This is a genomic window from Olsenella sp. oral taxon 807, from assembly GCF_001189515.2.
GTDB lineage: Bacteria > Actinomycetota > Coriobacteriia > Coriobacteriales > Atopobiaceae > Olsenella_F.
Map to the genome: position 1 here is coordinate 2,008,868 of NZ_CP012069.2, position 26,171 is coordinate 2,035,038.

Consider the following 26,171-nt stretch of genomic DNA (forward strand, 5'->3'; position numbering starts at 1 on the left):
GTCTGACAAAAAGGCACCACCGACGCAGGAAAGGGGGAACGTCGGTGGTGCGCGAAGACCTGAATTACGCAGCGGGGAGAGGGTCCGCCGGTATCAGGTAGGAAAAAACAAACAAAACGCTAACGCAGAACGAAAGCTAGCTCAGGTTGTAGAAGGCACTCTTGCCAGCGAAATCTGCCGCACCCTCAAGTGCATCCTCAATGCGCAGAAGCTGGTTGTACTTGGCCACACGGTCGGAGCGAGCAGGCGCACCCGTCTTGATCTGGCCAGCATTCGTGGCAACGACGAGGTCGGCAATCGTGGTGTCCTCTGTCTCGCCTGAACGATGGGAGACGATGCAGGTATAGCCCGCACGCTGTGCGGTTTGCATAGCCTCGAGCGTCTCGGTTAGGGTACCAATCTGATTCACCTTAACGAGAATCGCGTTAGCTGCACCAAGATCGATGCCCTTCTTGAGACGCGAGGTATTGGTAACGAAGAGATCATCACCTACAAGCTGGACCTTCTTGCCCAAACGCTCAGTGAGCTTCTTCCAGCCATCCCAGTCCTCCTCGTCGAGACCGTCCTCGATCGAGATGATGGGATACTTATCGACGAGCTCCTCCCAGTAGTCGATCATCTCGTCACTCGAGAGCTTACGTCCCTCACCCTTCAGCTCGTACATATGGGTCTCTTTGTTGTAGAACTCTGAGGTAGCGGGATCCATCGCAAACTTGAAGTCATCACCCGGCTTGAAGCCAGCCTTCTTGACCGCTTGCATCAGGTACTCGAAAGGCTCGGCGTTAGTCTTGAGGTCAGGCGCAAAGCCGCCCTCATCACCAACACCAGTAGAGAGATGCGCCTCCTTGAGCACATTCTTGAGGGTGTGGTAGACCTTTGCGCTCCATGCGAGTGCCGTCTTGAAGTCAGGCGCACCGACGGGCATGATCATGAACTCCTGGAAGTCCACGTTGTTATCCGCATGCACACCACCATTGAGGATGTTCATCATGGGGGTAGGCAGGGTGTGGGCGTTCACGCCGCCCAGATAGGCATAAAGAGGCTGGCCGACCGAACTGGCAGCTGCGCGCGCAGTTGCAAGCGAGCATCCCAAGATGGCGTTAGCACCAAGCTTGGCCTTGTTGTCAGTGCCGTCTGCCGCCCGAAGCGCCGCATCAACGGCGCGCTGCTCGGTAGCCTCAAGACCAACGATGGCCTCACGACACTCACCGTTTGCATGGGATACGGCCTTCAGGACGCCTTTGCCCATGTAACGATCCTTATCGCCATCACGCATCTCGACGGCCTCGAACTCGCCCGTTGACGCACCAGACGGAACGATGGCACGGCCTACGGAGCCATCGGCAAGAGCAACCTCCACCTCGACAGTAGGATTGCCGCGGGAATCCAGAACCTCACGACCATAGACATCGATGATCTCGCTCATTGCTACTCCCTCTCTCTTGGCTGCGCGACCGCGCCTGTACGTACCGCATCCCTAATACCCATTAAATTACTAGGAATTACTGCTGTCAAGTACCTTATCGCTGTTGGCCCCCACTGTCAAGTATTTTGCATCTGCTCTTTTACCTGCCTGGGAGCATGCTCCTACCTGCCACACCCGGAAGATCCGCTCACATTCACGCGAATGTGGCCGTCCCGCCCGATTGGGCCTATCGTCCGGGGCAAAAAGCAGATATGCTAGATTATAGGGGATTTATGGGATCGACACAGGGCACAGGGACTTGGAGCTTATATGACAGCACTCTTTTGTCCGAATTGTGGAGCGCACCTCAAAGAGGGACAGCACTTCTGCATGCGCTGCGGCTGCGACATCAGGGAATGGGCAGACGTCCTCGACGCCCCCGACGCCCTCGAGAAAGAAAGCGAGGAGCAGGTCGCGCACGCACAGGATGACCGTCTTGCCACTGTCCCCCAGACAAAAGGAGATGACAGCCCCTTTGAGCGTGACGCTAACACGGCAGGCGAAGATCCAGCGTCTGCGGTGTCCGAGGACGAGGAAGCACGCCATGCCGCGCCAGAGGACAAGGACGAGGACGCGGCGAAAGACGTAGACACCGCAGAAGTCAACGAGGGACCGACAGATCCGACGGAGGGGGACGCAGAGGCGACGGACACCGCAAAGGACGCGCATGTTGAGGGAGCACGGCACGCTGCGCCAGAAGACGCGGCGAAGGGCGCAGACCCCACTGGGGACAGCGAGGGGAACGACGAAGAAGCGACGGACCCTACGAAGGACATGCATGTTGAGGGAGCACGGCACGCCGCGCCAGAAGAGGACACCGAAAAGGACACAAACCCAGCAGAAGACAACGAGGAGCCGCTAAAGCCCGCAAAGGATGCGCAGGCAGAGATGCCGGCGCATGAGCGCGAAGAGGAGGGTACGTCCACGGACTGCGACCCCGAGTCTACCTCCACGCTCCCCGTCATCACTCACGACCCTGCGGCCATCTCCCTTCTGCCGGTCAGCCGCCACCACCCGCGCCTCTACAAGGAGGAGAGCAAGGCTGGTCACAGGCACGTCCTCATATTTGCGTTTCTGACCCTCGCAATCGTTGTCGCCGGTCTGGCCCTAGGCATCTCGAGCTGTCGCAGCAAGGACTTCGCCGACCCACAGGCGGAGCGCGTCGTGCCGGGCGGATACCACGAGGATAACGACGACGCATCCGACGGCTCGGGTCAGTCTCCCCTGGCCGCAGAGAAGGCCGCCAAGGACAGGGAGCGTGACCGACAGGCGGTGAAAGAACTCTATGACGAGCTTGCTGCCCTAGACGAGCAGGTCAGTGCCTGCGAGGCCGCCTATGACGAGGACTACGTCGCGGACAGGGACACACGCAGCGGCGACTCGGAGACCGTCACACAGCTTACGGCGACCATCCAGAAGGCACAACAACGGGCCAGGGGGATCAACATAGAGCGCAGGTCCGATTACCACAACCAGTACCAGCTTGAGCTTACGTGCTACCAGTACCTCATCGACCGCATGGACCTCGTCGCACAAATGTGGGCCCTCAACCTCAGGTACAACTACCCTCAGAAATACGTCGAGAAACTCCGCGAGATTCGCATCAAAGCGATACGCGAGGGAGAGACGGACGTCGCCCCCAAGGTAGACTACGACAGGGCCTACTCCGAGATCTCGCTCTAAGAGGCAAAGGCGAGGCAAAGGCACGAAATGATCAGGCTCTTCAGGGGTTCGTGTGGGTTAACGCCTCTGCCAAGATGCCAACCTGGCAGCGGCGCCGCTCGCTCAGAGTTTGTCTTCCCGACCAAGCGAGAGGGGCCAGCGAGGAGGCGCCGACACGCCATGGTGGCTGAGGCGCTCGTGCCACCTGGCGCAGCTCGCGTTGCGATTCGTATCGTGACTCGCGTCGCAACAGTGTACACAAATGCCCCAAAACGACACGGAGAGGCCCGATTCTCCCATTTGTGTACACTATTGCGATCCCAAGGCCACCCACAACCCAAACCCAAGGCGCAACAGTGTACACAAACGCCTCAATCCGGTGCGGAGAGGCCATTTTGGCCAATCTGTGTACACTCCTGCGTCGTCGCCCTGGCGGTGAGGCCCGCATCGCCGGGGTGGTGACGCAACCACCTACCCACACGAACTCACGAAGCCTCAACGATCAGCCTGATTAGCCAAGAGGCTGTCTTGGTCCGTAAAAGATGGTCTCGTCACTCGCGGAGACCCGTCGGGGGAGCCGTCCCCATGTCGGTGCAGTGCCCGCAGGTCCACAAACGGCCCGGGTCCACACTGCCACTCGGCCCCGAGCGTACCAGTCGCACTGCCACTCGGCCCTGAGCGTTCAGCCTCCGTACGTTCACCGGCAAGTGGCAGTGTGATCCGCACTGCCACTCGGCCCCGAACGTACCGGTCGCACTGCCACTCGGGCCTGAGCGTACCCATCGCACTGCCACTCGGCACTGAGCGTTCAGCCTCCGCACGTTCACCGGCAAGTGGCAGTGTGATCCGCACTGCCACTCGGCCCCGAGCGTACCCGGGCGCACCCGTCGCACTGCCACTCGGGCCTGAGCGTACCGCTGCGGTACGCTCGATGCCACTTGGCAGTGTGATCCGCACTGCCACTCGGCCCCGAGCGTACCCGGGCGCACCTGTCGCACTGCCACTCGGGTCTGAGCGTACCGGTCGCACTGCCACTCGGCACTGAGCGTTCAGCCTCCGCACGTTCACCGGCAAGTGGCAGTGTGACCCGCACTGCCACTCGGCCCCGAGCGTACCCGGGCGTACCGGTCGCACTGCCACTCGGCCCCGAGCGTACCGGTCGCACTGCCACTCGGCACTGAGCGTTCAGCCTCCGCACGTTCACCGGCAAGTGGCAGTGTGATCCGCACTGCCACTCGGCCCCGAGCGTACCCGGGCGTACCGGTCGCACTGCCACTCGGGCCTGAGCGCTCCACCCCCGTACGTTCACCGGCGAGTGGCAGTCTCGGCACGCTCGCTGTCTACCGCGACGGGACCTGTGGCCCCGCCCTCCCATCGTATCGGCACTCCCAGTTCCGTGAGGGTGACACACAAGGCCGCAAGGCCTGCCGGAGCGACGCCGCGACCAAAGCCGGAGCTACCCTTGCCGCCCCCGATGAGTTCAAGAGACCAGCTCCAGCCCTCGAGGGAGACGTCTTGTCCCGCAGCGCTGCGGCCACCGTGCAGCCAGGGGTCAAGATCGAGTCCGGCGAGCGCGGCCAGCAGCGCTTGCTCACTCGGTTCGTCCAGCTCCGCGAGCCTCTTTGGTGCAGCGATGCCAGACGAGAACCAGAGTTCTAGAGCCGTCTCCTCGTTTTTGCCCACAAACAACTCGAAGGACTTCGCCGTCCTGATGCCATGACGAACGCCAAGGTGAAAGAGGGCGAGCGCGTCGAGCAGCTCATCGAGCTGGTCCCTACCGACGGACTCGATCTCGATAAGTGCGTGAGCAGGTACCCTCAGCGAGTAGTCGTCCGCACAGGGATCGATGAGTCCCACCTCGCAGACGCCCTTGTCGTCCACCTCAAAGACGCTGCCGTAACCGCCGGTTGCCGCAACATGCACCAGGGAGTCCCTCTGCATCACTTTGCCCTTCCTCTGCGCCACGGATCCACACAGGACCTAGGACCATGATAGCGCAGAAGAGCACGGCTCGATGGCATGGACGAAGGTCCCGGCGCCAAGAGGGCGTATCGGGAACACGGGGACGCGGCTTCGCATAGCTTCAGGTGCCCTTGAGGGTCAGCACGCCCACCGCGTCTGGGAGCGGAGCGAGACTTGCGGCGACAGGTCCGCCACCGCAGCACGCGCCCAACACGCCCAATACGCGCCTGAGAGCGTGACCTCGGCTGGCAGCACGAGCATGTGCGACCTGCGAAAGACCACCATCTTTGCGCGAGCATGCGCTCCTAGCCAGGACCGCGCCGAGGCCTGCGCGGGATGCGCGCCTTGGCAGTACCCTCCATGATCACCCTGACGGCACCACGGATGTTGACCGGCGTGCGCTCATAGAGGTTGATGAAGTCGAAGTAGGCGTCATCGAGCCTGTGAAACAGCTTTCCCGAGCGATCGTCGCTATCGTCATTGCCATAGTCGAACATGTCGTTGGGCGTGCAGGAGAGACTCCTACAGAGCGGAACCACAAAGTGCCACCTCACCTCGTTTCTGCCCGTCTCCCATGAGCTGTACGTCGCCTTGGAGACCCCGATCTCGGCTGCGACCACCGACTGCGTCTTGCCCGCGAGCCTACGCAGCCTTCTCAGCCTCAGGCCCAGCTCATTCCCAGACATTGCGCCTCCCATCCACATCTGGCGTCAATTCTGAGTAGTCAACCGTAGCCTGAATCTCTTATACGTATACAGGATGGCAAAGCAGTCGTAAAATCTACCTTACATATACCAAGAGAACACGCGTACACGCACACAGGACAGAGGGGAGGTGCGAAGGACATGGATAAGGAGATGAACAAGGAGATGGCGTCCGTACAGGACTGCCCTCATGAGCGGGAGCCGTTTCGCAGGCCGGATGATGACGCTCGCTACCTTGTGCTGGAGACGGGCCAGACGATGAGCTACGCCGAGCTGTGCTCTGGCGTCGACCCTGCGCTCCTACCTGCGGACGAAAACCAGTACCAGCAGCTCCTTGACAGCTTTGGCGTCATCGAGCTAGGCTAGCGCAGGTCGTCGGAACTGACGGGGGAGGCGCCCATGAGGCTCCAGCAGCTGCGCTACATCATCGCCATCGCCGAGAGCGGCTCGATCAACGCCGCCGCACACAGCTTGTTCGTCTCGCAGTCCAGCCTCTCTGTGACAGTACACGACCTGGAACGGGAGCTAGGCGTCCAGATCTTCGAGCGCTCCTCGCGCGGCATCTCGCTCACAAGCGACGGCGTGGAGTTTCTGGGCTACGCACGTCAGGTCGTCGAGCAGGCCGACCTGCTCGAGAGTCGCTATGCCACGGGAGGCACGCCACACAGAAGACTCTCCGTCTCGTCACAACACTACGCCTTCGCCGTCCAGGCCTTCATCGACTTTGTCGCCGAGCACGACGTGCCCGGGTGCCAGTTCACGCTCAGGGAAACGCGCACGGCAAACATCATCGACGACGTCCGCAGCTTTAGGGGCGACCTTGGGATTCTCTACCTCTCGACCTCGACGGAGCGTGCGCTCAGAAGGCGACTTGACGAGTCAGGCCTCGTCTTCACGTCGCTCTTCAAGGCCAAGCCGCACGTCTTCGTGAGGGAGGGACACCCGCTCGCCACGCGCGAGGTCGTACGCGTCAGGGAGCTCGCGAACTTTCCGCGCTACACCTTTGAGCAGGGCTCCGAGAGTTCGCTGTACCTCTCGGAGGAGCCACTCTCGACGCTCGCGCACGACCGACAGATCGTGGCAAGCGACCGCGCCACGATGACGAGCCTGCTCAAGGGCTATGACGGCTTTCTCATCTCGACGGGTGTGCGCTCAGACGAGATGTACGCAGGCATTGCCTCGATCCCACTCGAGACCGACGAGATCATGAACGTGGGCTACGTGGTGCATGGCGAGCGCAGGCTGAGCGAGCTAGCCGAGGCATACATCGAGAAGCTCACCGAGCGCATCGTGGGCTTCAAGGACGAGTCGGTGCTCGTGCCGTCGAGGCAGGCGCTGAGGAGGGCGGAACAGAGCGACGAGAGCGACGGGGAGTCAGACGAGGTGACTGCGAAGTCAGACGGGGCGGTCGCAGATGCCTCTCACGCGTAGCGACGTGCGACGCCCAGCGTCTGGGCGACGTAGGCACCCCCGAAGAGCACGCAGTGCAAAAGCAGTGGGGCGAGCTGGTGCAGACCGACGCGCTCGTGCCACCCGTCCGCCAGAGGGGACAGCTCGTCGTAGGCCGCGATGACATCATCGAGGTAGGGGTAGCCAAAGAGCGCGAGCATCGCGAGGTCGCTCTCCGCGTGACCACCATGGGCCATGGGATCGATGAGCGCGCCGCCCGTCTGCGCCTGCGAAGACCCGTCCCACAGGACGTTTCCCGCCCAGAGATCTCCGTGCAGGCGTGCGCAGGCGACGGGCGCGTCCGGCGTCGAGGAGGAGATGGCCCTCTCGACCAGCGCGGGCTCCTTGGCATCGAAGGCACCGTCCGCGACGCGGGAGGCCACGCGCTCGAGCAGTGCGCGCTGCCCTGAGTCGATGGTACCCCCATCGACGAGCGGTCGCAGGTAGGCCTCCATACGCCACTCGGCAAAGAAGGGACCCCAGGAGCTGGATGCCAGCTTCGCGCTGGGGATGACGGGCGTCAGCGAGCCGTCGATGACGTAGCCCGCCGCAGCCTTAGGCCAGGCGGGGGGCGGACAGCCCCACCAAGGTGCAGCTGCGGCATGGGTTCTCGCAAGGGCTGCCCCTATGGCGCGAGCGCCCTCGCGCGATGGGGAGCCGGGCAAGATGGCCTCCTCGACAAGCTCGTCGCTCGAGGCGAGGCGTACGCGCGCGACATGGATGCCGCCCTGGAGCTCAGCCTCGGCAAGCCAGCGCAGGGCTGCGGCCTCGCAGCGAAGGTCCTGATCTGGTGCCGTCGCACGCTTTGTGAGCGTCCTCATGTCTCTTGCACTCCCCTCTCCTCGTGGTCCCCACGGTCCGACATGGCCCTCACGGACCGACACCCTGTAGCATAGTGCACGCATGGCGCCTCGGGCCAGAGAGATGCTGCCAGCAAGAGGTCGCCCGCCCGGCGCGAGGCCCTATGTCGTACCATGGCATAGAGTAGGCCAACAAGGTGGGAAACGCGGCAGGAGGCACGGCATGGGCACACGCGATACGGACGCAGGCGAGCTGGGGGTGCTCATCCCTTGGCCCGACGACGAGCACTTTCCCAACATACCCGCCGAGGACGCGCTCGAGCTCTTTATGGGCTGGTGCGAGTCGCGCGGACTTGAGCTGTGGCCCCACCAGGAGGAGGCCCTGCTCGACCTCGCCACGGGCGACCACCTCATCCTGGGCACGCCCACCGGCTCGGGCAAGAGCCTCGTCGCGCTCGGCCTCTGCTTCATGGCCTGCTGCACCGACCGTCGCAGCTACTACACAGCCCCCATCAAGGCCCTCGTCAGTGAGAAGTTCTTTGATATGGTGAGGCTGCTCGGCCGTGACAACGTGGGCATGGTCACCGGCGACGTCACGATAAACGCAGAGGCCCCCATCGTCTGCTGCACGGCCGAGATACTGGCCAACATCGCCCTTCGCGATGGCGAGCAGGCAGACATCGGGGCCGTCGCCATGGATGAGTTCCACTTCTTTGATGACCACGACCGCGGGTGGGCCTGGCAGGTGCCCCTGCTCACCCTACCGCACGTGCAGTTCCTGCTCATGAGCGCCACACTCGGCGACGTCAGCGCCATCGCCGCCACCCTTGAGGAGCACACGGACCGCAGCTGCGAGCTCATCTTGGACGCGCCGCGCCCCGTCCCGCTCAGCTATCGCTTCGTGAACACGACGCTCGAGGCCACGGTCAAGGTCGCGCTCGAGGCAGGGGAGGCCCCTCTCTACATCGTACACTTTGCCCAGGACGCAGCCCTGAAGTCCGCGCAGCACCTCGCGAGCTTTGGCGTCTCGACAAAGGAGCAGCGCGAGCAGGTCAAGGACGCCCTCGCCCACACGCGCTTCACCACGAGCTTCGGTAAGACCCTGCGTCGCCTGCTGCTCATGGGTGTGGGCGTGCACCACGCGGGCATGCTTCCGCGCTACCGACTCCTCGTGGAGAAGCTCGCGCAGCGCGGGCTGCTCCCCGTGGTCTGCGGCACAGACACCCTCGGCGTGGGTATCAACGTACCCATCCACACCGTCCTTCTGACCCAGCTCACGAAGTTTGATGGGCGCCGCATGCGCCGTCTCAACGCGCGAGAGTTCCATCAGGTGGCAGGCAGGGCGGGACGTTCGGGCTTCGACACCGAGGGCCTCGTCATCGCACAGGCGACCGAATACGAGATCGAGAACGCCCGCGCCCTGGCGAAGGCCGGGGGCGACCCGAGGCGCGCCCGCAAGATCGTGACCAAGAAGCCACCCGCAGGCTACGTGGGCTGGAACGAGCAGACCTTCCAGCGGCTCATCGCCGCCACACCCGAGACCCTGCGCCCACGCCTGCGCATCACGCACTCCATGGTACTCGCCGAGGTCGAGCAGGGAGGCGACGCCAGGGCACGGGTGCTCCGGCTCATCGAGGACTCCATGCAGTCCCCCGAGGAGAAGGCCGCGCTCGCGACACGCACCGAGGAGGTCCTCGCCACACTGATCGACGCCGGGGTCGTGGAGCGCGTGAGCGTCGAGGGTGGAGGCGAGGCCTACTCGACCACCGTCGAGCTGCCTGACAACTTCGCGCTCGACCAGCCGCTTGCTCCCTTCCTGCTCGCGGCACTCGAGCTTCTGGACCCCGAGGACGATGCCTATGCGCTCGACCTCATCAGCATGGTCGAGGCGACGCTCGAGAACCCACCGCAGATCCTGCGCGCACAGGAGCGCGAGGCCCGCGACAAGGCCATGGCCGAGATGAAGGCCGAGGGCATCGACTACGACGAGAGGATCGAGCGCATTCAGGAGGTGAGCTACCCGATGCCGCTCGAGGAGCTCCTCTCTGAGGCCTTCGAGCGCTACGTGGCAAAGGTTCCCTGGGCAGCCGACTACGAGTTGAGGTGCAAGTCGGTCCTGCGCGACATGGTGGAGACGGCGGCCGACTTCAAGGGCTACGTCCAGCGCCTGGGCATCGCTCGCAGCGAGGGGACGCTCCTGCGCTACCTCTCCGACGCGTACCGATCGCTCTCGCGCACCGTTCCCGCCGACAAGCTGGACGAGCGGCTCCTGAACGTGGTGGCGTGGCTCGGCATGGTCGTGCGCACCGTAGACTCGAGCCTCGTGGACGAGTGGGCCGGTACCACGACCGACGAGGTCGACGCGGGGACGGCGCCTGCAGCCGCAGATGTCGTCGTGCAAGACCGCCGGGCCGTGACGCTACTCGTGAGAAACGCGCTCTTCGCCCGCGTCAGGCTTATCGCGACCTCAGACGCGAACGCCCTCGGAGAGCTCGACGAGGGCTGGGGCTGGCGCGCACCCCGCTGGAGGCAGGCCATCGAGGCCTTCTACGACGCCCATGACGAGGTACTTCTCGATGGCGACGCACGCAGCTGGGACTTCCTCACGATCGATGACACGGACGAGGGCACCGAGCACGTCTGGCACGTGCGCCAGATGCTCAAGGACGCCGACGGCGACCGCGACTTTGGCATTGCCGCAGACGTCGATCTTGACGCGACCCAAGAGGAAGGCGAGGCGATCTTCAAGAACTACCGCGTCGGCTTCGCCGAGGAGGTCTTGGGACCATAGGCCGGGAGCGCGGGTTCGGGCCGAAGGTCGGGTTCGGGCCGAAGGTCGGGTCCGGGCCGGGGGTTAGTGCCCCAGAATCTGCGGGGTACCTTCGTGCGGACGTTTGCCCAGTTGAGCTCCCTTTCTTAGTGCCCCAGAATCTGCGGGGTACCTTCCCTGGAGGGGCGGGATCCTTCGTGCGGGCGTTTGTCCGTCCGTTTCTCGTGCCGTTACGCTACAGTGGCACTCAGCGCGCGACGCAGATGTCGCGACCGATCGCGAAAGGAACCCCATGGCCAGCAAGCTCAAGTACGAGACCGCCCGCTTCTCGGGAGCCTACGGGACCCCTGAGCAGCTACCCGAGCCGACCACACCCGAGGTCTCCTTCGTGGGACGCTCCAATGTGGGAAAGTCGTCGCTTTTGAACAAGCTCCTTGGCCGCAAGGCCCTGGCCCACGTCTCGGGTCAACCGGGAAAGACGGCCAACATCAACTTCTATGATGTGGACGGGGTCATGTTCGTTGACCTTCCCGGCTATGGCTTCGCTAAGGTGAGCCATGCGGAGAAGCGACGCTGGTCCAAGCTCATCGCTGGCTACTTCGACCAGAGAAGGAGCTTTAACCTCGTGGTCGCCCTCATCGATATCAGGCACGATGCCCAGGACATCGATCAGGAGACGCTGGCCTTCCTCACGCAGGCAGAGCTCCCCTTTGTGGTGGCGCTCACAAAGGCGGATAAGCTCAGCCGCGCCAGACAGGAGCGGCAGGCCGCGACCCTCGCCAGACAGCTCAACGTCGACCGCTCGAGCATGGTCGTCACGTCAGCCAAGGCGGGCACGGGCATACGCGAGCTGCGCGGGCTCATCGAGGCCGCCTGCCTGTAGGGCGAGGGCCAGCGACAACCGCGCTGGCTCGGCTCCGTCGGTGACAACCGCGCTGGCTCGACTCCATCGTCCTCGACAAGGCCCCAGCTCAACCACACCCAACGCGACGTCTCTCCCTCAGGCGTAACGACCGTGAGCGTCCCCTGTGCGTCCAGAAAGAACGCAGCCACGCTCAGCGGCAGCCGCGATGACATCCAGAGCGCCTTGGGCCTGCCGTCCCTCCACTGGTAGATGAAGATGTGCTGCGAGAAGTCCCACTCGTCCCGCTCGACCCAGAAGGGACGCTGAGAGCCGTAGCTGCCACGCTTCCAGACAAGGAGTATCAGCTCTGGCACCCCGTCGTGGTTGATGTCGCCCACAAGCGCGTCCTGCACGAGCCAATCTCCCTCACTTTGCCAACCCCTGCCCGCAGCATCAGAAACCGAGAGCTTTCGTCTCTCAACGCACAGCTCATCGGTGGCACCGTCACCATCGAGGTCAAGCTCAACGGTGACGTCTCGCCATCGGACCCAGCTCGGAAGAAAGCAGCCACCCAACCAGAGCGCTCGAAGGCCAAGGCCGAGGGCCACCGCCACCAACAAGCCTGCCGCCACACCTCTTACGGCAAGCGGCACAGCAGAAGACGGACGACTCTTCGCACGAGCGCGCCTCACACCATCGCCCTCGCGAGCGCGGCGAAACATCACCAGTAGTCGCCCGTCAGCTGAAAGCCGCTCGTCCAGGCCTCCACGTCAGGCGCAGAGGCGGACTTCGCGCCGCCAAGCCCAACGCCCATGAGGCCTCGCCACTCGCTATCGGTCATACGGTTGGCCGCCGGCTGGGCGAACTGGTAGAAGCTGTAGACAGGACCCGTGCAGACACGCAGCTGCCCGTCAACGGGTACGACCACATAGATGGTAGAGACCTTACCCGTGCCCAACTCGAGCACCTTGTCGTCACCAGTGGCCACGTCTGTCACGAGCGCAGCGGGATACTCGTGGGTCTTGAGGTTCGTCCTGCCCGAATCCGCCTCGTTCACCTCCTGCCAGAAGTGCTCGAGCTGGACGCCAAAACCACGTATGAGTTCGTACTCATCGTCGGTCAACGCCTGCTCCGAGAGCTCCTTCTCAGAGATGGCCTGAAGTTGGCTCGAGAGCGACACCAGGATGTCGAGCATACCAGCGTCGTCGTCTCCCAGCATCCCATAGCCCAAAAGGCCGTCCTTGGTTGCCTGCGTGAGCTTGGAGAGACGGTAGTACAACGCTGGTTCCGGCTCCACGTAACCCCGATCGTCTCGCTTGTCGAAGTCCTGGCCACCCGCCTCGGCCATCGCCTGCTTGGCGTACAGGACCGTGTCGTGCTTGAGCTCAGTGTAGCTGCCAAGGTAGGTTTGGAGGTCCTTCTTACCCCACTCGGCAGAGCGCATGAAGTCGGGGTAGCCCTCTCCCTTGGCATCGAGGAGGGGATCGAGCGTGTAGAGCCAGCGCCCGTACAGGCTGCCCGAGGAGAGCTCGCCATCGGCATCCTTGGTCTCGTTGCGCAGGGCATCCATGCGCTCGGTATAGCCGTCGTAGTTTGTGGCGCCAGCGTCCCTAAGAAGGGCAAGCGCGGTGTCAGACCCCATCGCCGCAGGCACGTCGAGGGCATTGGGCAGCATACGCCGCTCGCCCGAGGGACTCGTGCCCACCCGATCGTATATGAGCTGGGAGAAGATCCTCGCGTCGAGGGTAAAGCGCTGCCCGAGGAAGCGAAAGCCCTTGTCCTCGCTCTGTCCGTCGGCATCTGCAACCGAGTTGACCTGCGGTGCCCTCATCTGGGCGGTCAGATCGTGGTAGCGCTGCCACTCCGTGTCCTTGCCCGCAAGTGCACCAGCGCTCACATCGTCACCATAGACGGCCGTGGCAAGCGGATAGTACTCGTAGTAGCCGCAGTCATCAGCAGTACCCGCAAAGAAGCTCGTCACGGCATAGACGTGCGACCAGGAATCGAGGGCAGAGGTGTGCAGGGCGAGCGTCATGAGTAGGGCGCTCCTGTCGAGGTCCTCGTCTCGCTGGGTAAAGCCCATGCGGCCGTACCAGATCATCGCGCGAAAGTATGCCTCGAGCGTGGGGTCACCCTCGTAGTAGCCGCGAGGCTTGTACTGGCTGTAGTCCTCGTTATCACCCGTGATGGTTGACTTCTCGCTTCCGGAGGCCGCGTTGATGCGTGACAGCTCGATTCGCGCGTCGCTCTCCACCGCCTGGGGCAGAGGGGCGGCAGGATCGAGCAGCGCCGAGCCCACCGCAAAGAACTCGACGTTGCGCCTCGCAGCAGCCTCCCATTCGCTGCCCGAGAGCGTCTGGAGCTGCCGCTCACTCTCTGCACAGAGCGCCTTTCCCACAGTCGCAAGCTCACCGGAGAGATAGCCTTTCTCGGTACTCTTCATGAGATGCTGGAAGTACAGGTGGTACGTGTGCATCATCGAGTCGGTCGTGACAAAGTTGGGCAGGTAGTCGTAACGGTTCTTCTCATAGAGCTCAAAGAACTCGAAGCCCGCCGAACCCACCGTAACGGCAAAGCCGTTCTGCGCGAGGGTCTGCCTGAGAGCGGACGAGCCGCTAGACGTGAGCTCAAGCTGCTCTTGGTTGCAGCTGACATTGGAGAGGTCGGTACTCACGGTGTAGTCCCTGACGCTGGGAGCGGCGGGCTCCTGGTAGGCGGGGATGCCCGCAGCCAGAGAGGGTCGTGCAAGGGCCTGCACGGTTCTGCCCTCATAGCTGACCTCGCTCGGCTGGTAGCTCGCATGTGTGGCGGTCCCTTCCGAGGTCGCGGCACCCATGCCACCAAACAGCCCCAGGGCACGGGCGACGCTTAGGCCAACGACGAGGACAGCCACCACGCTCGTGACGATGGCGGCGATCCTGAGCTGCGTCTGGCGATGCGATGCAGACGATGTGCCCGCGTCAGTGGGACCGGGATTTGGAGTGAGGGCCCCCTGCTGAGCGGCCGTCGTAGGCACCTGCATGCGATGCCCACAGACCCCGCAGAACCGCACATCATCGTTCATCTTTGTACCGCAGTTTGGACAGAACATGGCACCTCTCCCTTCAGGGCTCGTGGGTCACGTCGTGGGATATTGTGGGACCTGCTTTTCAGTATAGCCACAGAGCAGCTGAGGTGGGCTGACACGCACGAAACGGTGCCTTTCGTTTCCGATGGGAGTATGAGCGGCGAGCGACGTGAGCGAGGGGGGCGCGACGTAAGCGGGGGGCGACCGAGCGTCACCTTGACGTGTCCCCTGCCGTTGTACCGACGACAAAAAACGGGCGGCCCGAAGACCGCCCGCCCACACATATGCCTACTGCCCTGAGGGCATCACGTAACCTTTGGATCCATCCCCTTAGAATCGATCGCCTTCCCGGGAAGTGGGATATACCAAACAATATAAACGGTGCACAGGAGCTTATGCCATACTCTCAGCTCAACGAAAAGTAAGCAGCGCCCCTACCTCCACGTACCTGTGCCGGTTCATCCGTCTGTCTACCTAAAGACTTTTGCGGCGCTTGTGCAGCTCAACATGGCCTTTATCTACCACGGCCTACCACATGGAGACGGGACTCGCAACGCCAGGTACGCGGACCTGAAAATCCGGCTCCTCACTGTACATTGGCATCACCCCCCGCATCGGCCGCTCATCGTGCGGCTCCCTCTGTTGCCTATGATTTTACCCGAAAGTAATCTGGCGGACATGACGTTGTAATCATGTGCCGCGAACGGTCGGAAATCGCCGCGAACGGTCAACAAGACTCATTGACGACTCTCGCCCCTCCATTTATTCAAAACAACTTGACAGAACACACACGAAGTCACGGACCGAGAGCGAGTCGTGGCAGGCGTCCTCGTCGGAGAGGCCCGGCCAGCACCGAGCGAGACGCATCCCGGGCAGCGTCTCGGCAGGCCAAAACTGCCTGCTGCGCCTGCCCGCTGTCAGCCTCAGCGGTCCCGCCAAGGCGAGCAGGTCGGCCCAGGGCACGATGGAACCCGTCTGGTCGAGGAATTCGGCCCTCCCGCCACCCACCCATCCCAATCCCTCTATCATAGCACAAAAAAGGTTTCCAACTGCGGATATGCCACTTCCGCCCGTGTCCCTCGGCCATCTGGGCGCGAGTCGCCCAGTGTGTCCGAGGGGCGACCCCAAACCCATCCGTCAGCCTGATTTGCTCCGTATCTCCTTAACCACCTCCACACGGGAGGTGCAATAACCACCTGAAACCACCCCCAGCTAAAAACCCGCGAGGGGCCTTATTGAATGTCTCTTCGCCCCTCCACGACCCCTGCCACGATTAAGACTAGAAAAATAAAGCCTACTCCAACGAGAAACTCCATCGAGCCATGGCGTAGTGGTAGCAGCGTTATGCCCATTAAGCCAGCCGATGGCAGAAAATATGTAGGTAGTTCAGCCGCAGCCAACCCTCCCGGAAAAAACCAGAAGAGCACTACCAAGCTGACAACAGAGGTGACAGTGCTGCGAGTGAGCACTGCAAGGCCCGCTCCCAACGCGGAGGCAAGCAAGGCTGAAAGGCTGGAGGTTAGTACCATGGCAGCGCTCGTAATCAAACGAGCAGAAGTAGCAGTGGGGAAACCTGCCAATAGTATGTGTGCCACTACTGAACATACAGTGGCGACACACATACTTGGGAGACCAACACCACTGACTATAGCGAGTACAGATCTACACCTCTGAGGGAAAAGCCATGCATAAACTGTATGAGCGCCTGAGGCCCAATTACGACCTGTAACGAGGGATGCTCCGACAGCGAACATAAACAGTTCGAAGCTCCATGCCATAAACGAACTCTCTATGAGAGAGAGCCAAGCCACCTGCGCGTGCTCCCCGGGGGCTGGAGTTGTAAGTATCTCTGCATACAAGACTGTAAGGCACAGAACGAGTACCGAAGCACCTACTATACTGAGCCACCATCCCCTGTCTACGAGTGTACGACGTATCCAGTAGCAAACTTCTTGTATTATCAAGTACTTCTCCTATCTGCGTATGCCACGAGGGCCCCAACTAAGAAACTACGTAGATGCACTAGAGCGCAGACTAGTGTGTGCGGAAGTCAGCTCGAAATACGCCTCTTCCAAAGACTGTTCTTCCATGGAGAGGTGCTCGATCACGAGGGCGTTATTGGTACACAGGCGACTAATCTCGGCGCATGGCATGTGTTCTAGAAGGAGATCTTCCCCTGAATTTTGATAGACGTAGCCGGCCACATCGAGCAGTGACTGAAGACGCAGGCGGTCATCCAAGGCCACCCGGACACGCGTAGCTGTATTCCCTGCTACTAGCCCAGCCGCAGTTCCTTCATAGAGGATGCGACCTGATCCAAGAACAATCAGGTCATCACTGATGTGCGCAAGTTCTGAAACCACATGCGAGGCAAACAGTATACAGGTATTATTGGCGTCTGCCCACTCACGTAACAACGTGGTTAGAGCCCTTGCCGTGTTTGGGTCTAACCCGTTGAGCGGCTCGTCTAGGACAAGGACGCTTGGAGAGGGCAGAAACGCCAATGCCAGCATCACACGCCGTTGTGAGCCCAGACTCAACTTTGAGAACCGCTGCCCGAGCACCGGAGCAAGTCCAAATAATTCCACGGTCTCTTCGAGTGTTCGTCGATCCGCTCCGACACAGCGGGCTGTTTCCCGCAGGTAGAAAGAGACCGGTGCCTGTGAAGGAATCCCAGAGTTTGCCATCAAGATCCCAACTCGACGGGAAATCTCCCGCTGGCTGGTTGGTGGGCTTCCATCAACCAGCACAGTACCCGATGTAGGTCTAGCGAAGCCAACTACGAGCTTTAATAGCGTGCTTTTGCCTGCTGCGTTGGGGCCAACCAGTCCAGTAACCCGTCCCACGTGGGACGTGAAGCTGATATCTGTTAATGCGACCAGTGCGCCGTAACGCTTTGATACACCACGAAACTCAATCACGGTGAGCCTCCATGGCCAGGGAAATGGTATCGGATACGTGGAGCCCTGCCGGAGGGTCATGGGCTATCATGACGATGGTACGTCCGTTCGCCGCCCACCCGTTCAGGTCCGCTGCCATCTGCCCTACCCCATCCGCGTCGACGGCGTTGAAGGGCTCGTCAGCCAGCAGAATGGGTCGAGGGGCAACGGTCGAGAGGGCCCACCAGGAGCGCTGCTGGTTTCCCGAGGAGAGCTCTGAGCAGGGGGCATCGATCCACGCGCTCAGCTGGTAGTCCCCCAACCTGCGCTCAATGTGCTCCCGTGGCAGCCCTAGGCTGATATGGGCCAACTCCACGTGGTCTCGAAGGGTAAGCGAGGAGATCAGTGCCGGTCTGCTCGTGACGACGCTTCGGAGCCCACGTGCCTCATCGGACGCTGCGGGATGACCCCCGAGGAACACGCTTCCCGCGATGGGCTCCAGCTGACCGGCAAGCGCCAGCATGAGCGTGGACTTGCCGCTGCCGTTGGGACCGCTCAACAAATGCAGGCCGGCGCCGAGTTGCGCGGAGAGGTGCCGTATCACCGGCCGGTCCAGCTGGTAGCCGAGCGTGAGGTCAGAGACGCGGATGCTGGCGCCAGTCATCGCGGACGCACCCCCATGAGTCGGCGTCGCATCAGGCCCCCGAGCGTCACGGTACCTACGACTGCCAGCGCCACCAGGATCGGCGCCGCGGCAACGCCGGGAAGCGCGAGCAGGGACATGACCCCGGCCGTCACCACCCCGCTCGCCACGCCGCCCAAGACACCGGCCTCCGTCGTGCCGTCAGAGTGAGTGGTGTGTGCGACGTCGAGCAGGTCTGCCGCAAGCGCGCCGGCCGCGACGACGTAACATCCCGCACCAAAGCCGATGGCAAAGGGGAGGTCCGCCGCCAGCCACGCACCGGCACATACCATCGGCAGCACGGGAAGCAGCATGGCCAGGAGGGTCCCGCCCATGAAGCGTGAGACGGCGCGCGAGCGAGGCATGCCTAGGTCGACCAGCCACCTTAGCGTCTCCAGCCAGACGCTAAACCCCTGGGCCGACGTGTGGGAGACCCCCAGCGTCAGCGTGAAGGTCACCACGGCCCCGCAAAGGGCGAAGCGCTCCCATCCGCTCAGAGCCACCCGCCCCGCCACGTCGAGCCCCAGCAGCGCACCCATGCAGAGCGCCCCCAGGCGAAGGCCGAGCCGACTTTGGAGCCTGCTGGCGACCGCCGCTCGGCTGCCGTCCCAGAGCATGGCAGCCAGGCGTGCGGACAACAAGCCCTGCGGTGTGAGGCGTCTCCCCTCCGTCCCGAGGCGCCGATACCGAACTCGCAGGCTGCCCGGGATCGCGTACGGGCAGGCCGTGATCCCGGCGAGCCGCCATAGGACGAGGCCGACCCCCGCCGCACCCAGTGCGATGCCTGCGGCAGCGAGCGCCAAAGCCGCACTCGCCAACGTGGCGTCCGCCGCCGCGAGTACCGTGACCACGAGCTCCTCGGAAAGGCTCGCGGACCGGATCATGCCCTGAAGCCAGCGAGCGCCCATGAGACCCAGCCCGAGCAGGAGCAAAGCCGCGACGACTTCCAGCCACACGTGGCCTAGCGCGGCCCTTCTTGCCGGGGAGGCCAGCCTGCCCGTCAGGACTGCCGTGCCTGCGGCTGCCTCCACGACCGCCAATACGGCTGGAAGCGCCAGGACCGGCCAAGGCAGGGGGCGCACGTCGAACACGCAGCCGAGCGCCAGCAGCGTGAGGACCAAAAATCGCGTCACGGACTTCCGCACGATGGGACCCATCCCACGATGAACTAGCAGGGAGAGCGGGTGGAGGCCGGCGGCGGCCAGGTGCGAGGCGTCGCTCGACAACAAGACATTCGAGACGCTCGAGCCAAGGCCGGAAGACCCTATGCCCACCAGCGCACTGATTGCGCCGATGGCCAGGAGCAGGCCCAGCCCACGAGTGCGCTCGACGGAGAGGGACCAGAGCGTGGCACCAAAGGCGTAGCCAGCGCCGAAGACGAGGACGCCTGCGGATACTATTGCGGGGGCAAGGGCGACGGCGCCAATCCGCGTGAGGACGAACCACGGAGGCTCTACGCGGTTGCGGCGGGCCCATTGGGCCAAGTTGAGCCCGATGAGATAGCGAACTGACTGGCAGAGGCTGGGGCCACAGGGTCTCGCAGGATAGCTCATGAGCTGCGCCCGCCACTCTCAAGCAATCGGACGACGGCAAGCAGCAGGAACAGAATAACCGCAAACCACAGGAGGTCACCCCATCCGAGCGGCCTGAAGAGAGCGACCCCGAAAACAGTGACCATCGTTGAGATGCCGGCGAGTGCCAGATGGGCAACCAGGGGTACGTACCTCGCCCAAATTAAGGTAGTCACCCATAGCAAGGCCAGCAGGCCGCAGATTGCGGCAAAGCCCCGCCACCAGGGCTGCAGGCGTGCGATCGCCACGTCACCGGAGGTCACGAGGGCGCCTGCGACGGCAATGGCCAGAAGGCAGGCGACCGCCGCCGCACCCAGAAGGGAGGAGAGCCTATGCGCGATGTCTGAAACTCGAGACGCCCTGCTCATGAGCCGAACCTCCAACGGCCCAAGGCGGCCAGCCCCATCAACATGAAGCAGACCGAGTAGATCAGAAGCAAGAGTGCGGGTTTAACCGCTTTTACTTGTGGATGTGCCGTAAGAACTGCAATCACTGGCACAGGCAATAGGGCGGGCCATGGGGCAGCATCGACGACACTATATGACGTGGCGGGTAAAGATACCGCAAAGGAAAGCAGCGTGAGAACCGTTAAGTCTGTTATGCGCAGGCGCGGCAATGCTGGCATGTGATGACGTAGAGAACGCAAGACAATACCCTCCAGAGAGCGGAGAAGAAGGTATCCAACAAAGAAGCCTAGGGACAAGAGGGTCACGGCAGACTGGATGGCGAGACCCTGATACTCGGGTTCAATATCTCGAATTTGGGGCTCGGATGCCAATAGGAAAGCTCGCCTCCTGAAAGCCATATAGGTTAGGAAAGCCAAGAGGAGTATGAATACAAAGCCTATGAGTCGAAGGGGTGGAGATTTATGGCGTGATCGCACTACCTTTTCTTCAGGCAAATTAGGTATGTGCTGTGTGTTACCGCTCATCGAGGGAGCCCTCCAGCAACTTCTAGAACTGCTCCGATTAGGAGCAATACGAGAGATGAAAACAATAGTGGAATAGTGCGACGCATTGCATCTAGGTAATTAGTCACTCTCGTTTTCCAACGATGCTTCAGAGACTGGTTTACTACAGGCACCATTGCTGCCGTAGTGACTGGTAGTAATCCCGCCCAGGTAGCGGCGATCAAACCTAGCGCCTCAAATATGAAATAAGGAACGAGAAGATCGACGGCCCCATTGAACCCCAGACTGACTACCGCTGCATGTATAGCAGCGCCACTGAAGAGACCCAATATGATTGTCTGGACTATACTGACTGAACCGAGCAGGAGTACTCCGGAATAGATTGAAATCGCAGCGGTTGCATTGTTTAGGAAGATTGGGAATACTTGCGACCATGGCTGGTACTGCGTATCCCTAGGTACTACGGGTAAAGTTAACCCGCTGGAGGCACCTATGCTCATGACACCTAACCATAATAGTGTTGCGAATATAGCACTGACGACCTCAGGACGAGAGGCGTAGGCAACTCTCTGGCGGGTGACGTTGGAAGAAGGATCCACAGATACCTCGCAGCGGGAAACAAAAGGTTTCCGGAAGTAGAGTCCAATCAAGAAATAGCCTTCTTGCGACCGAAGCGCCTAATGGCCCAGCGGATGGTGGCGATGACACCGGCACCAAGACCACCACTAGCAAGGAGTCCAACAATCGCAGCGACAGACGCACCTGCCATGATTGCATCGACAATTTTCACGGCGAGGGCGAACTCTCCTGCAGTTCCGGCACCGAGCATAGCGGCCACGATGTTAACGGATCCAACCGCAACGAATAAACCGACTAGCGCTACGCCGGTTGCTGTGATATAATGATAAAAGTTTTTGTAGCTAGACATGATTTCCCTTTCTTGGATAGACTACCAGCGACGTAGGGCATATCACAGTTCGACAATGTAAGCATCAAACGGGCAGTTCGCACATTTTGCAACTCTATATATGGTCTTTCTGAATTTTAGTTTAAAATCCGTCTCTAGGATTTGGCGCTATTACAGCCCGACATGGCCAATCTCTACCATGGCCTGCCATATAAAAACGGAGCTTACAACACCAGACACGGGCACCTAAGAACCCAGCTCTTCACTGTACACTGGTATCACCCCCCATCGACCGTACATCTTGTTGGGGAGGCTCCCTTTGTTGGGGAGGCTCCCTTTGTTGGGGAGGCTCCCTTTGTTGGGGAGGCTCCCTTTGTTGGGGAGGCTCCCTTTGTTGGGGAGGCTCCCTTTGTTGGGGAGGCTCCCTTTGTTGGGGAGGCTCCCTTTGTTGGGGAGGCTCCCTTTGTTGGGGAGGCTCCCTTTGTTGGGGAGGCTCCCTTTGTTGGGATAATTTTACTTGAACGTAATGGTGGCGAACATGACATCACAATCCCGTACCGCGAACGGCCGAAAATCGCCCGCGAACGGTCAGCGAGGTCCGCCGACGACCCTCGCGGCCCTCGATACCGAGACGATTGACGAGGCGCCGTACGCAGTGGCGCTGCAGCCGCGCAAGGTCACCATTTTGACGATCCTCCCTCATGGACATGAGGAAAGTGACCGTATGTCAGTGAGAGTAGCAAGGAGCTTGCTAAACGTGTGATGGGTAAGTACTTTGGCAAGGGGAATCTCTCTGTTAGACCACCGTCGACAAGGCTAACCTCTTCTCCCAGTAGAACTGTTAGAGCCGGGAGATTTTAACCATAAATAGTCGGACTGAAATGACCGCCCTATGGTCAAACAAAGGCAGCCACCACGTCCGAGCCCATGGCTTGCGCCCACGCTGGCAGTGCCCGTACGCCGGCGACAGGGGGACCATGGGTCGAGACGAACGCAATGGCCCTCGAGAGATCATGGACAACGCCCTGGCAGAGATGGCCGAGGAGGCCGGAGGGACTCTCGGCCCGCCGAGGGCGAACCTGGCAGCCTTCCGCGGAAGGACTGGTCCGCCCGGCCCGAGGCGAGGACGCCCGAGAAGAGGGGGTCCGAGGCGGCGCCGCACGGAAGGTGTGGCACGAGGGCCGGGGCCGCCGTGCCCGCCGGGCTTGCCGACACGACAGGCGGGCTGCTGCGGGGAGGCGCGGCGAACTCGTCGGTATGCCTCGATCGCATTAGGGAGAGGGGCCACGGGGGCGGCCCGGCCACCGTCAGGGACCACGTCGCCGGCCACCGGTACCTCGTGCCGGCCAGGCGCAGATCCGCAGCCGTGCCGCAGGGCAGCCGCGGTCGCAGGTCTCGTACCAGGCCCGGCGAGGCCTATCAGGTGGACTGGGGGTTCGCCGACGCCGGGGACTGGCTGGGCGGAGCCTGCCGCATCGCGTGCCTTGCGCCGGCATGCCGCCACTGCGGCACGTCGTACGTCGGCCTCTTCCCGAACGCACGCCGGGAGAACCTGTCCGTCGGTATGGCGCGCGCCTTCATGCCGATGGGCGTGCCGGAATGGGTGTCGGCCGACAACACGGGGTCCGTCGTGATCCGCCGCGACTCGGACGGCAGGCCGGTCTGGCAGGCAGACTACGCGACGTCCGTGGCCTGCGCGGGCCTCGAGACCAGACTATGCAGGCCGAGGCATCCCCTCGCGAGAGGCAGGGTCGAGCGGCCCGTCCGTCTCGTGAGGGAGAGCCTCCTGGCGGCCGTGCGTACGAGGACGCGGCGCGGCCGGACGCCTCGGCGCCCGGGTGGCGCCCCGCGCGGGGGTCGCGCCGCCGCAAGGCGCCCGGCCGCGTCCCGCCCGGGGGGCGCGTGGGAGGCTGCTCCGCCCGTGCCGCGCTGCCCGGGGCGGCGAACGAGTTGTCGACGTGCCTCTGCCCCCGGCGCAGGACAGGCCTCGGCGGCCTCGCCGGCCACGGGGGCAGGCGCCTCGGCGTGCCCCACTGGTATCCCGGTCGCCCGTGCCGTGTCAGTCGGGAGGGTCGCTGCCCGCGCACCTGCTCCGATGACCTGTCACGCGAGCTGGCGGCCCGCGAGGCGGCGTGGTCGCGTCGCGACAGCCTCTGCGAGGGCCAGTACGCCGACGGCCGGCCCGAGGAGGCGCCCGGCGTGCCGGCCGCCGCCGGGATCGCCCGGACCGGGCCGCCCGCGCGCGACGACGGCCTCGCCAAGTCCGGCCTCGGGAGGGGGCCGCGGCGGGTGACCTATACGCACAGACAGGCGAGAGCGCGGGGGCGCTCGGCACGGCCTTGCCGGAAGACGAGCTCGCCTCCCCGACGGAGCGACCCGACATGGGCGAGCGCGAGCCCGGGGCGGTGGCCGACGTGTCTGCCCACCTGGCCGAGCGCAGGCGGCAGAACGAGGCGGGGACGTGCCCGGAGACGGGCAGGCTGCCGCCCGAGGCGCCCAAGACCTCTGCCAACCTCGACTTCGACAGGCCCCGGGGCGCCGACCGCGCCGCGACCGGGCGGCCACCCGCCATGGCCGACCCCTGTGCGCGGCGCAGCCTTGCGTCCGTCGGACCCGAGGGCGTGGGCAAGACCCATCTCGCCCGGGCCTACGCGCGCGGGTGCCGCGGGCGGGGCATGCAATCGTATCATGTCAAAGCCCGCGAGCTGCGCGACAGGCCGGCGAGCCCCGCCGGGTCCGGAGGCGGGGGCTGCGCAGCGGGCACGCTCGCGAGGGCGAACTGCCTTGCGGTCGACGAGATCGGGCGCCGCGCGTCCGGCAGGGAGCGCGCCGGGCCGCCCCTCCGCGTTGTCGACCGCCGATGCGAGCGCGAGGGCCCGAACACGACGATTCCCGCAAGCAACTTTGGGGCCGACAGGTGGGGCGAGTTCCTTGCGGGGGGCCCGACGCTTCTGTGCACTCTCGACCGCATCTTCGACAACGCGACGGCGCTCGTGGCGAGGGGACCAAGCTTCCGCGGTGCGGGCCTGAGGACCTATGCGGCGGGGACGGCGCCCGTGGCGGCCAAGACCCAGCCGGGCATCCCGCAGGCTAGGCAAGGAGGGCAAAGACAAGGAAATCGGCGATTCCGGCGTACTGGCGATTCTGATTTAACTGGGATTGGCGATTCTGATTTAACTGGGATTGGCGATTCTGATTTGACTGGGATTGGCGATTCTCACCTGACTCTACGGAGGGCTAAAATAATCTGACTTTAACAACGTCCCCGTCGTGCCCCTCGCACGCGAGGCGCGTCCCGCCGCACCTGGGGCACGCGCCCGGCCCCCCGCCCGCCCTGCCGGGCCCGTCGGGCACCTGCGCGCGCAGAGGCCCCGTGAGCCCCCTCCCCTCGTCGTGCGCCCGGCCCCCTCGCCCCTCGCGGCATCATGCCAGGCACCCCGCGTCTCCCCTCGACATGTCTTCTCGCTGACAACATCGTGGCGGAGACGCGGTGCGTCGTCATGCCGACGGCGGTCTAACAGAGAGAGGGGAATTAGAACCCCGAAGACAATGGACCAAAGGATGATTTCAACAGGATAAGGAAGCAGAGTGACAGGGCCTTTGAGTGGGGAGCGCGTGTTTCCCTTGCAACATAGCTACGTGTACGGCGAGGAGAGCGACTACGACGAGGTGAAGACGCTCGGAATCTACTCGACGAGAGAACTGGCCGAGGCGGCCAGAGACAGGTATGCCCAGCTACCGGGCTTCATGGATCTCCCCTTGGACTGCTTTGAGATACAGGAGTTCGTAATCGACAGGGACATGGTCTGTACCGAGGGCTTCTCCTTCCCGCCACATCACGTCAACGCGATGTCCGAGGACGAGGCTTGGCCCGATTAGCCCACAGCCCCCTTGTCCTTCTTGCCCTTCCCTTGCCGCACAGGTTCGCCCAAGAAAAAGAGCCGGCTACTGGAGACGTATATCCGTCTCCTTGTAGCCGACTCGCTCCATTCACTATGACGCTACCCTCCGCGTACTCTGAAGGTAGGGCCACGAACGCTCACTAGCCCCCATCAGGAGGGCACTCCCTACGACGCATGTACCAAGCGCTGTGGCTACTCCATACCACAGCCTGCTTTGGGCAGACACCGCCCCTCCCACTTACAAATCGTGCCATGTGCCTGCCCCCATGCATCACATACCACACCGCACACCAATGCAACACACCAGCGCCTTATCGGATGGCGCTCCAGCTTGAGCGTACCCGTGTCACCTCATCCGTCTGTCTGCTATCGAGACTGTTGCCGCGCCTGCGCGGCCGAGCATGGCCACTACCGCTAGGGCCAACTACCTGAAGACGGGGCATGCGACGCCGGGTACGCAAGCCCGAGAATCCGGCTCCTCGCTGTACATTGGCATCACCTCCCCTATCGGCCGCCTATCGTGCGGCTCCCTTTCTTGACTATGATTTTACCCAAACGTAATCATTTGGACATAGAACGTGTCTCTTTACCCGCGAA

20 protein-coding genes are annotated in these 26,171 nt (G+C 62.8%); 8 read left to right on the top strand and 12 right to left on the bottom strand.

Features of this window, described 5'->3' with window-relative positions; genetic code table 11:
• Positions 1–136: 136 nt before the first annotated feature.
• Positions 137–1,426 carry a phosphopyruvate hydratase gene (eno, locus tag ADJ70_RS08520; RefSeq protein WP_050340740.1) on the bottom strand — a complete coding sequence of 430 codons (1,290 nt, stop codon included), beginning with the start codon at positions 1,424–1,426 and terminating at the stop codon, positions 137–139.
• 309 nt (positions 1,427–1,735) lie between these two features.
• On the opposite strand from eno, the gene ADJ70_RS08525 reads away from it, so the two are divergent.
• Positions 1,736–3,148, top strand: a complete 1,413-nt coding sequence (locus ADJ70_RS08525; protein WP_157051466.1) for a zinc-ribbon domain-containing protein — start codon at positions 1,736–1,738, stop codon at positions 3,146–3,148.
• A gap of 1,284 nt (positions 3,149–4,432) precedes the next feature.
• On the opposite strand, the gene ADJ70_RS08530 is transcribed toward ADJ70_RS08525, so the two are convergent.
• Entirely contained in the window at positions 4,433–5,068 is a 636-nt protein-coding gene (locus ADJ70_RS08530) for a hypothetical protein (protein ID WP_050340742.1), read from the bottom strand.
• 326 nt (positions 5,069–5,394) lie between these two features.
• Complete coding sequence (locus ADJ70_RS08535; protein ID WP_050340743.1) at positions 5,395–5,775, bottom strand: helix-turn-helix transcriptional regulator; 381 nt, start codon at positions 5,773–5,775, stop codon at positions 5,395–5,397.
• Positions 5,776–5,934: 159 nt separating this feature from the next.
• Between ADJ70_RS08535 and ADJ70_RS08540 the strand changes: the two genes are divergently transcribed.
• Positions 5,935–6,159: a hypothetical protein gene (locus ADJ70_RS08540; RefSeq protein WP_050340744.1), complete on the top strand. Its 225-nt coding sequence runs from the start codon at positions 5,935–5,937 to the stop codon at positions 6,157–6,159.
• A gap of 33 nt (positions 6,160–6,192) precedes the next feature.
• Positions 6,193–7,224, top strand: coding sequence for a LysR family transcriptional regulator (locus ADJ70_RS08545; protein ID WP_083443910.1), 1,032 nt, complete (start codon positions 6,193–6,195; stop codon positions 7,222–7,224).
• Here the strand turns inward: ADJ70_RS08545 and ADJ70_RS08550 are convergent.
• On the bottom strand, positions 7,215–8,063 hold the full coding sequence (locus ADJ70_RS08550; RefSeq protein WP_050340745.1) for a fructosamine kinase family protein: 849 nt from the start codon (positions 8,061–8,063) through the stop codon (positions 7,215–7,217). The genes ADJ70_RS08545 and ADJ70_RS08550 overlap by 10 nt on opposite strands.
• A gap of 202 nt (positions 8,064–8,265) precedes the next feature.
• On the opposite strand from ADJ70_RS08550, the gene ADJ70_RS08555 reads away from it, so the two are divergent.
• From ADJ70_RS08555 to ADJ70_RS08565, 3 genes are all read left to right on the top strand, one after another.
• Positions 8,266–10,833, top strand: coding sequence for an RNA helicase (locus ADJ70_RS08555; protein WP_050340746.1), 2,568 nt, complete (start codon positions 8,266–8,268; stop codon positions 10,831–10,833).
• A gap of 271 nt (positions 10,834–11,104) precedes the next feature.
• Positions 11,105–11,695, top strand: coding sequence for a ribosome biogenesis GTP-binding protein YihA/YsxC (yihA, locus tag ADJ70_RS08560; RefSeq protein WP_050340747.1), 591 nt, complete (start codon positions 11,105–11,107; stop codon positions 11,693–11,695).
• Positions 11,696–11,934: 239 nt separating this feature from the next.
• Positions 11,935–12,387, top strand: coding sequence for a hypothetical protein (locus ADJ70_RS08565; protein WP_050340748.1), 453 nt, complete (start codon positions 11,935–11,937; stop codon positions 12,385–12,387).
• Here ADJ70_RS08565 and ADJ70_RS08570 read toward each other — a convergent pair.
• From ADJ70_RS08570 to ADJ70_RS08605, 8 genes are all read right to left on the bottom strand, one after another.
• A complete protein-coding gene (locus tag ADJ70_RS08570) occupies positions 12,378–14,747 on the bottom strand; it encodes a DUF3160 domain-containing protein (protein WP_050340749.1) in 2,370 nt (789 codons plus the stop codon). The genes ADJ70_RS08565 and ADJ70_RS08570 overlap by 10 nt on opposite strands.
• Before the next feature lie 738 nt (positions 14,748–15,485).
• On the bottom strand, positions 15,486–15,752 hold the full coding sequence (locus tag ADJ70_RS08575; RefSeq protein WP_157051467.1) for a hypothetical protein: 267 nt from the start codon (positions 15,750–15,752) through the stop codon (positions 15,486–15,488).
• A 980-nt stretch (positions 15,753–16,732) separates the two neighbouring features.
• Positions 16,733–17,644 (bottom strand): ABC transporter ATP-binding protein, encoded by a 912-nt coding sequence (locus ADJ70_RS14135; protein WP_172674470.1) that lies wholly within the window; start codon positions 17,642–17,644, stop codon positions 16,733–16,735.
• Positions 17,637–18,266: an ATP-binding cassette domain-containing protein gene (locus ADJ70_RS08585; protein WP_050340752.1), complete on the bottom strand. Its 630-nt coding sequence runs from the start codon at positions 18,264–18,266 to the stop codon at positions 17,637–17,639. Before ADJ70_RS08585 ends, ADJ70_RS14135 begins: the two co-directional genes overlap by 8 nt.
• Positions 18,263–19,837, bottom strand: a complete 1,575-nt coding sequence (locus ADJ70_RS08590; RefSeq protein WP_050340753.1) for a hypothetical protein — start codon at positions 19,835–19,837, stop codon at positions 18,263–18,265. The genes ADJ70_RS08585 and ADJ70_RS08590 overlap by 4 nt, the downstream gene beginning before the upstream one ends.
• Positions 19,834–20,223: a hypothetical protein gene (locus ADJ70_RS08595; protein ID WP_050340754.1), complete on the bottom strand. Its 390-nt coding sequence runs from the start codon at positions 20,221–20,223 to the stop codon at positions 19,834–19,836. The genes ADJ70_RS08590 and ADJ70_RS08595 overlap by 4 nt, the downstream gene beginning before the upstream one ends.
• Before the next feature lie 559 nt (positions 20,224–20,782).
• Positions 20,783–21,415, bottom strand: a complete 633-nt coding sequence (locus tag ADJ70_RS14140; protein ID WP_157051468.1) for a stage II sporulation protein M — start codon at positions 21,413–21,415, stop codon at positions 20,783–20,785.
• Complete coding sequence (locus ADJ70_RS08605) at positions 21,412–21,693, bottom strand: hypothetical protein (protein ID WP_050340756.1); 282 nt, start codon at positions 21,691–21,693, stop codon at positions 21,412–21,414. The genes ADJ70_RS14140 and ADJ70_RS08605 overlap by 4 nt, the downstream gene beginning before the upstream one ends.
• A gap of 2,360 nt (positions 21,694–24,053) precedes the next feature.
• Between ADJ70_RS08605 and ADJ70_RS08620 the strand changes: the two genes are divergently transcribed.
• Both ADJ70_RS08620 and ADJ70_RS08625 read left to right on the top strand, forming a co-directional pair.
• The gene (locus ADJ70_RS08620) at positions 24,054–24,923 is read left to right on the top strand and encodes an ATP-binding protein (RefSeq protein WP_050340759.1); all 870 of its coding nucleotides are present in this window, start codon (positions 24,054–24,056) and stop codon (positions 24,921–24,923) included.
• A gap of 373 nt (positions 24,924–25,296) precedes the next feature.
• Positions 25,297–25,551, top strand: coding sequence for a hypothetical protein (locus ADJ70_RS08625; protein WP_216597249.1), 255 nt, complete (start codon positions 25,297–25,299; stop codon positions 25,549–25,551).
• Positions 25,552–26,171 lie beyond the last annotated feature (620 nt).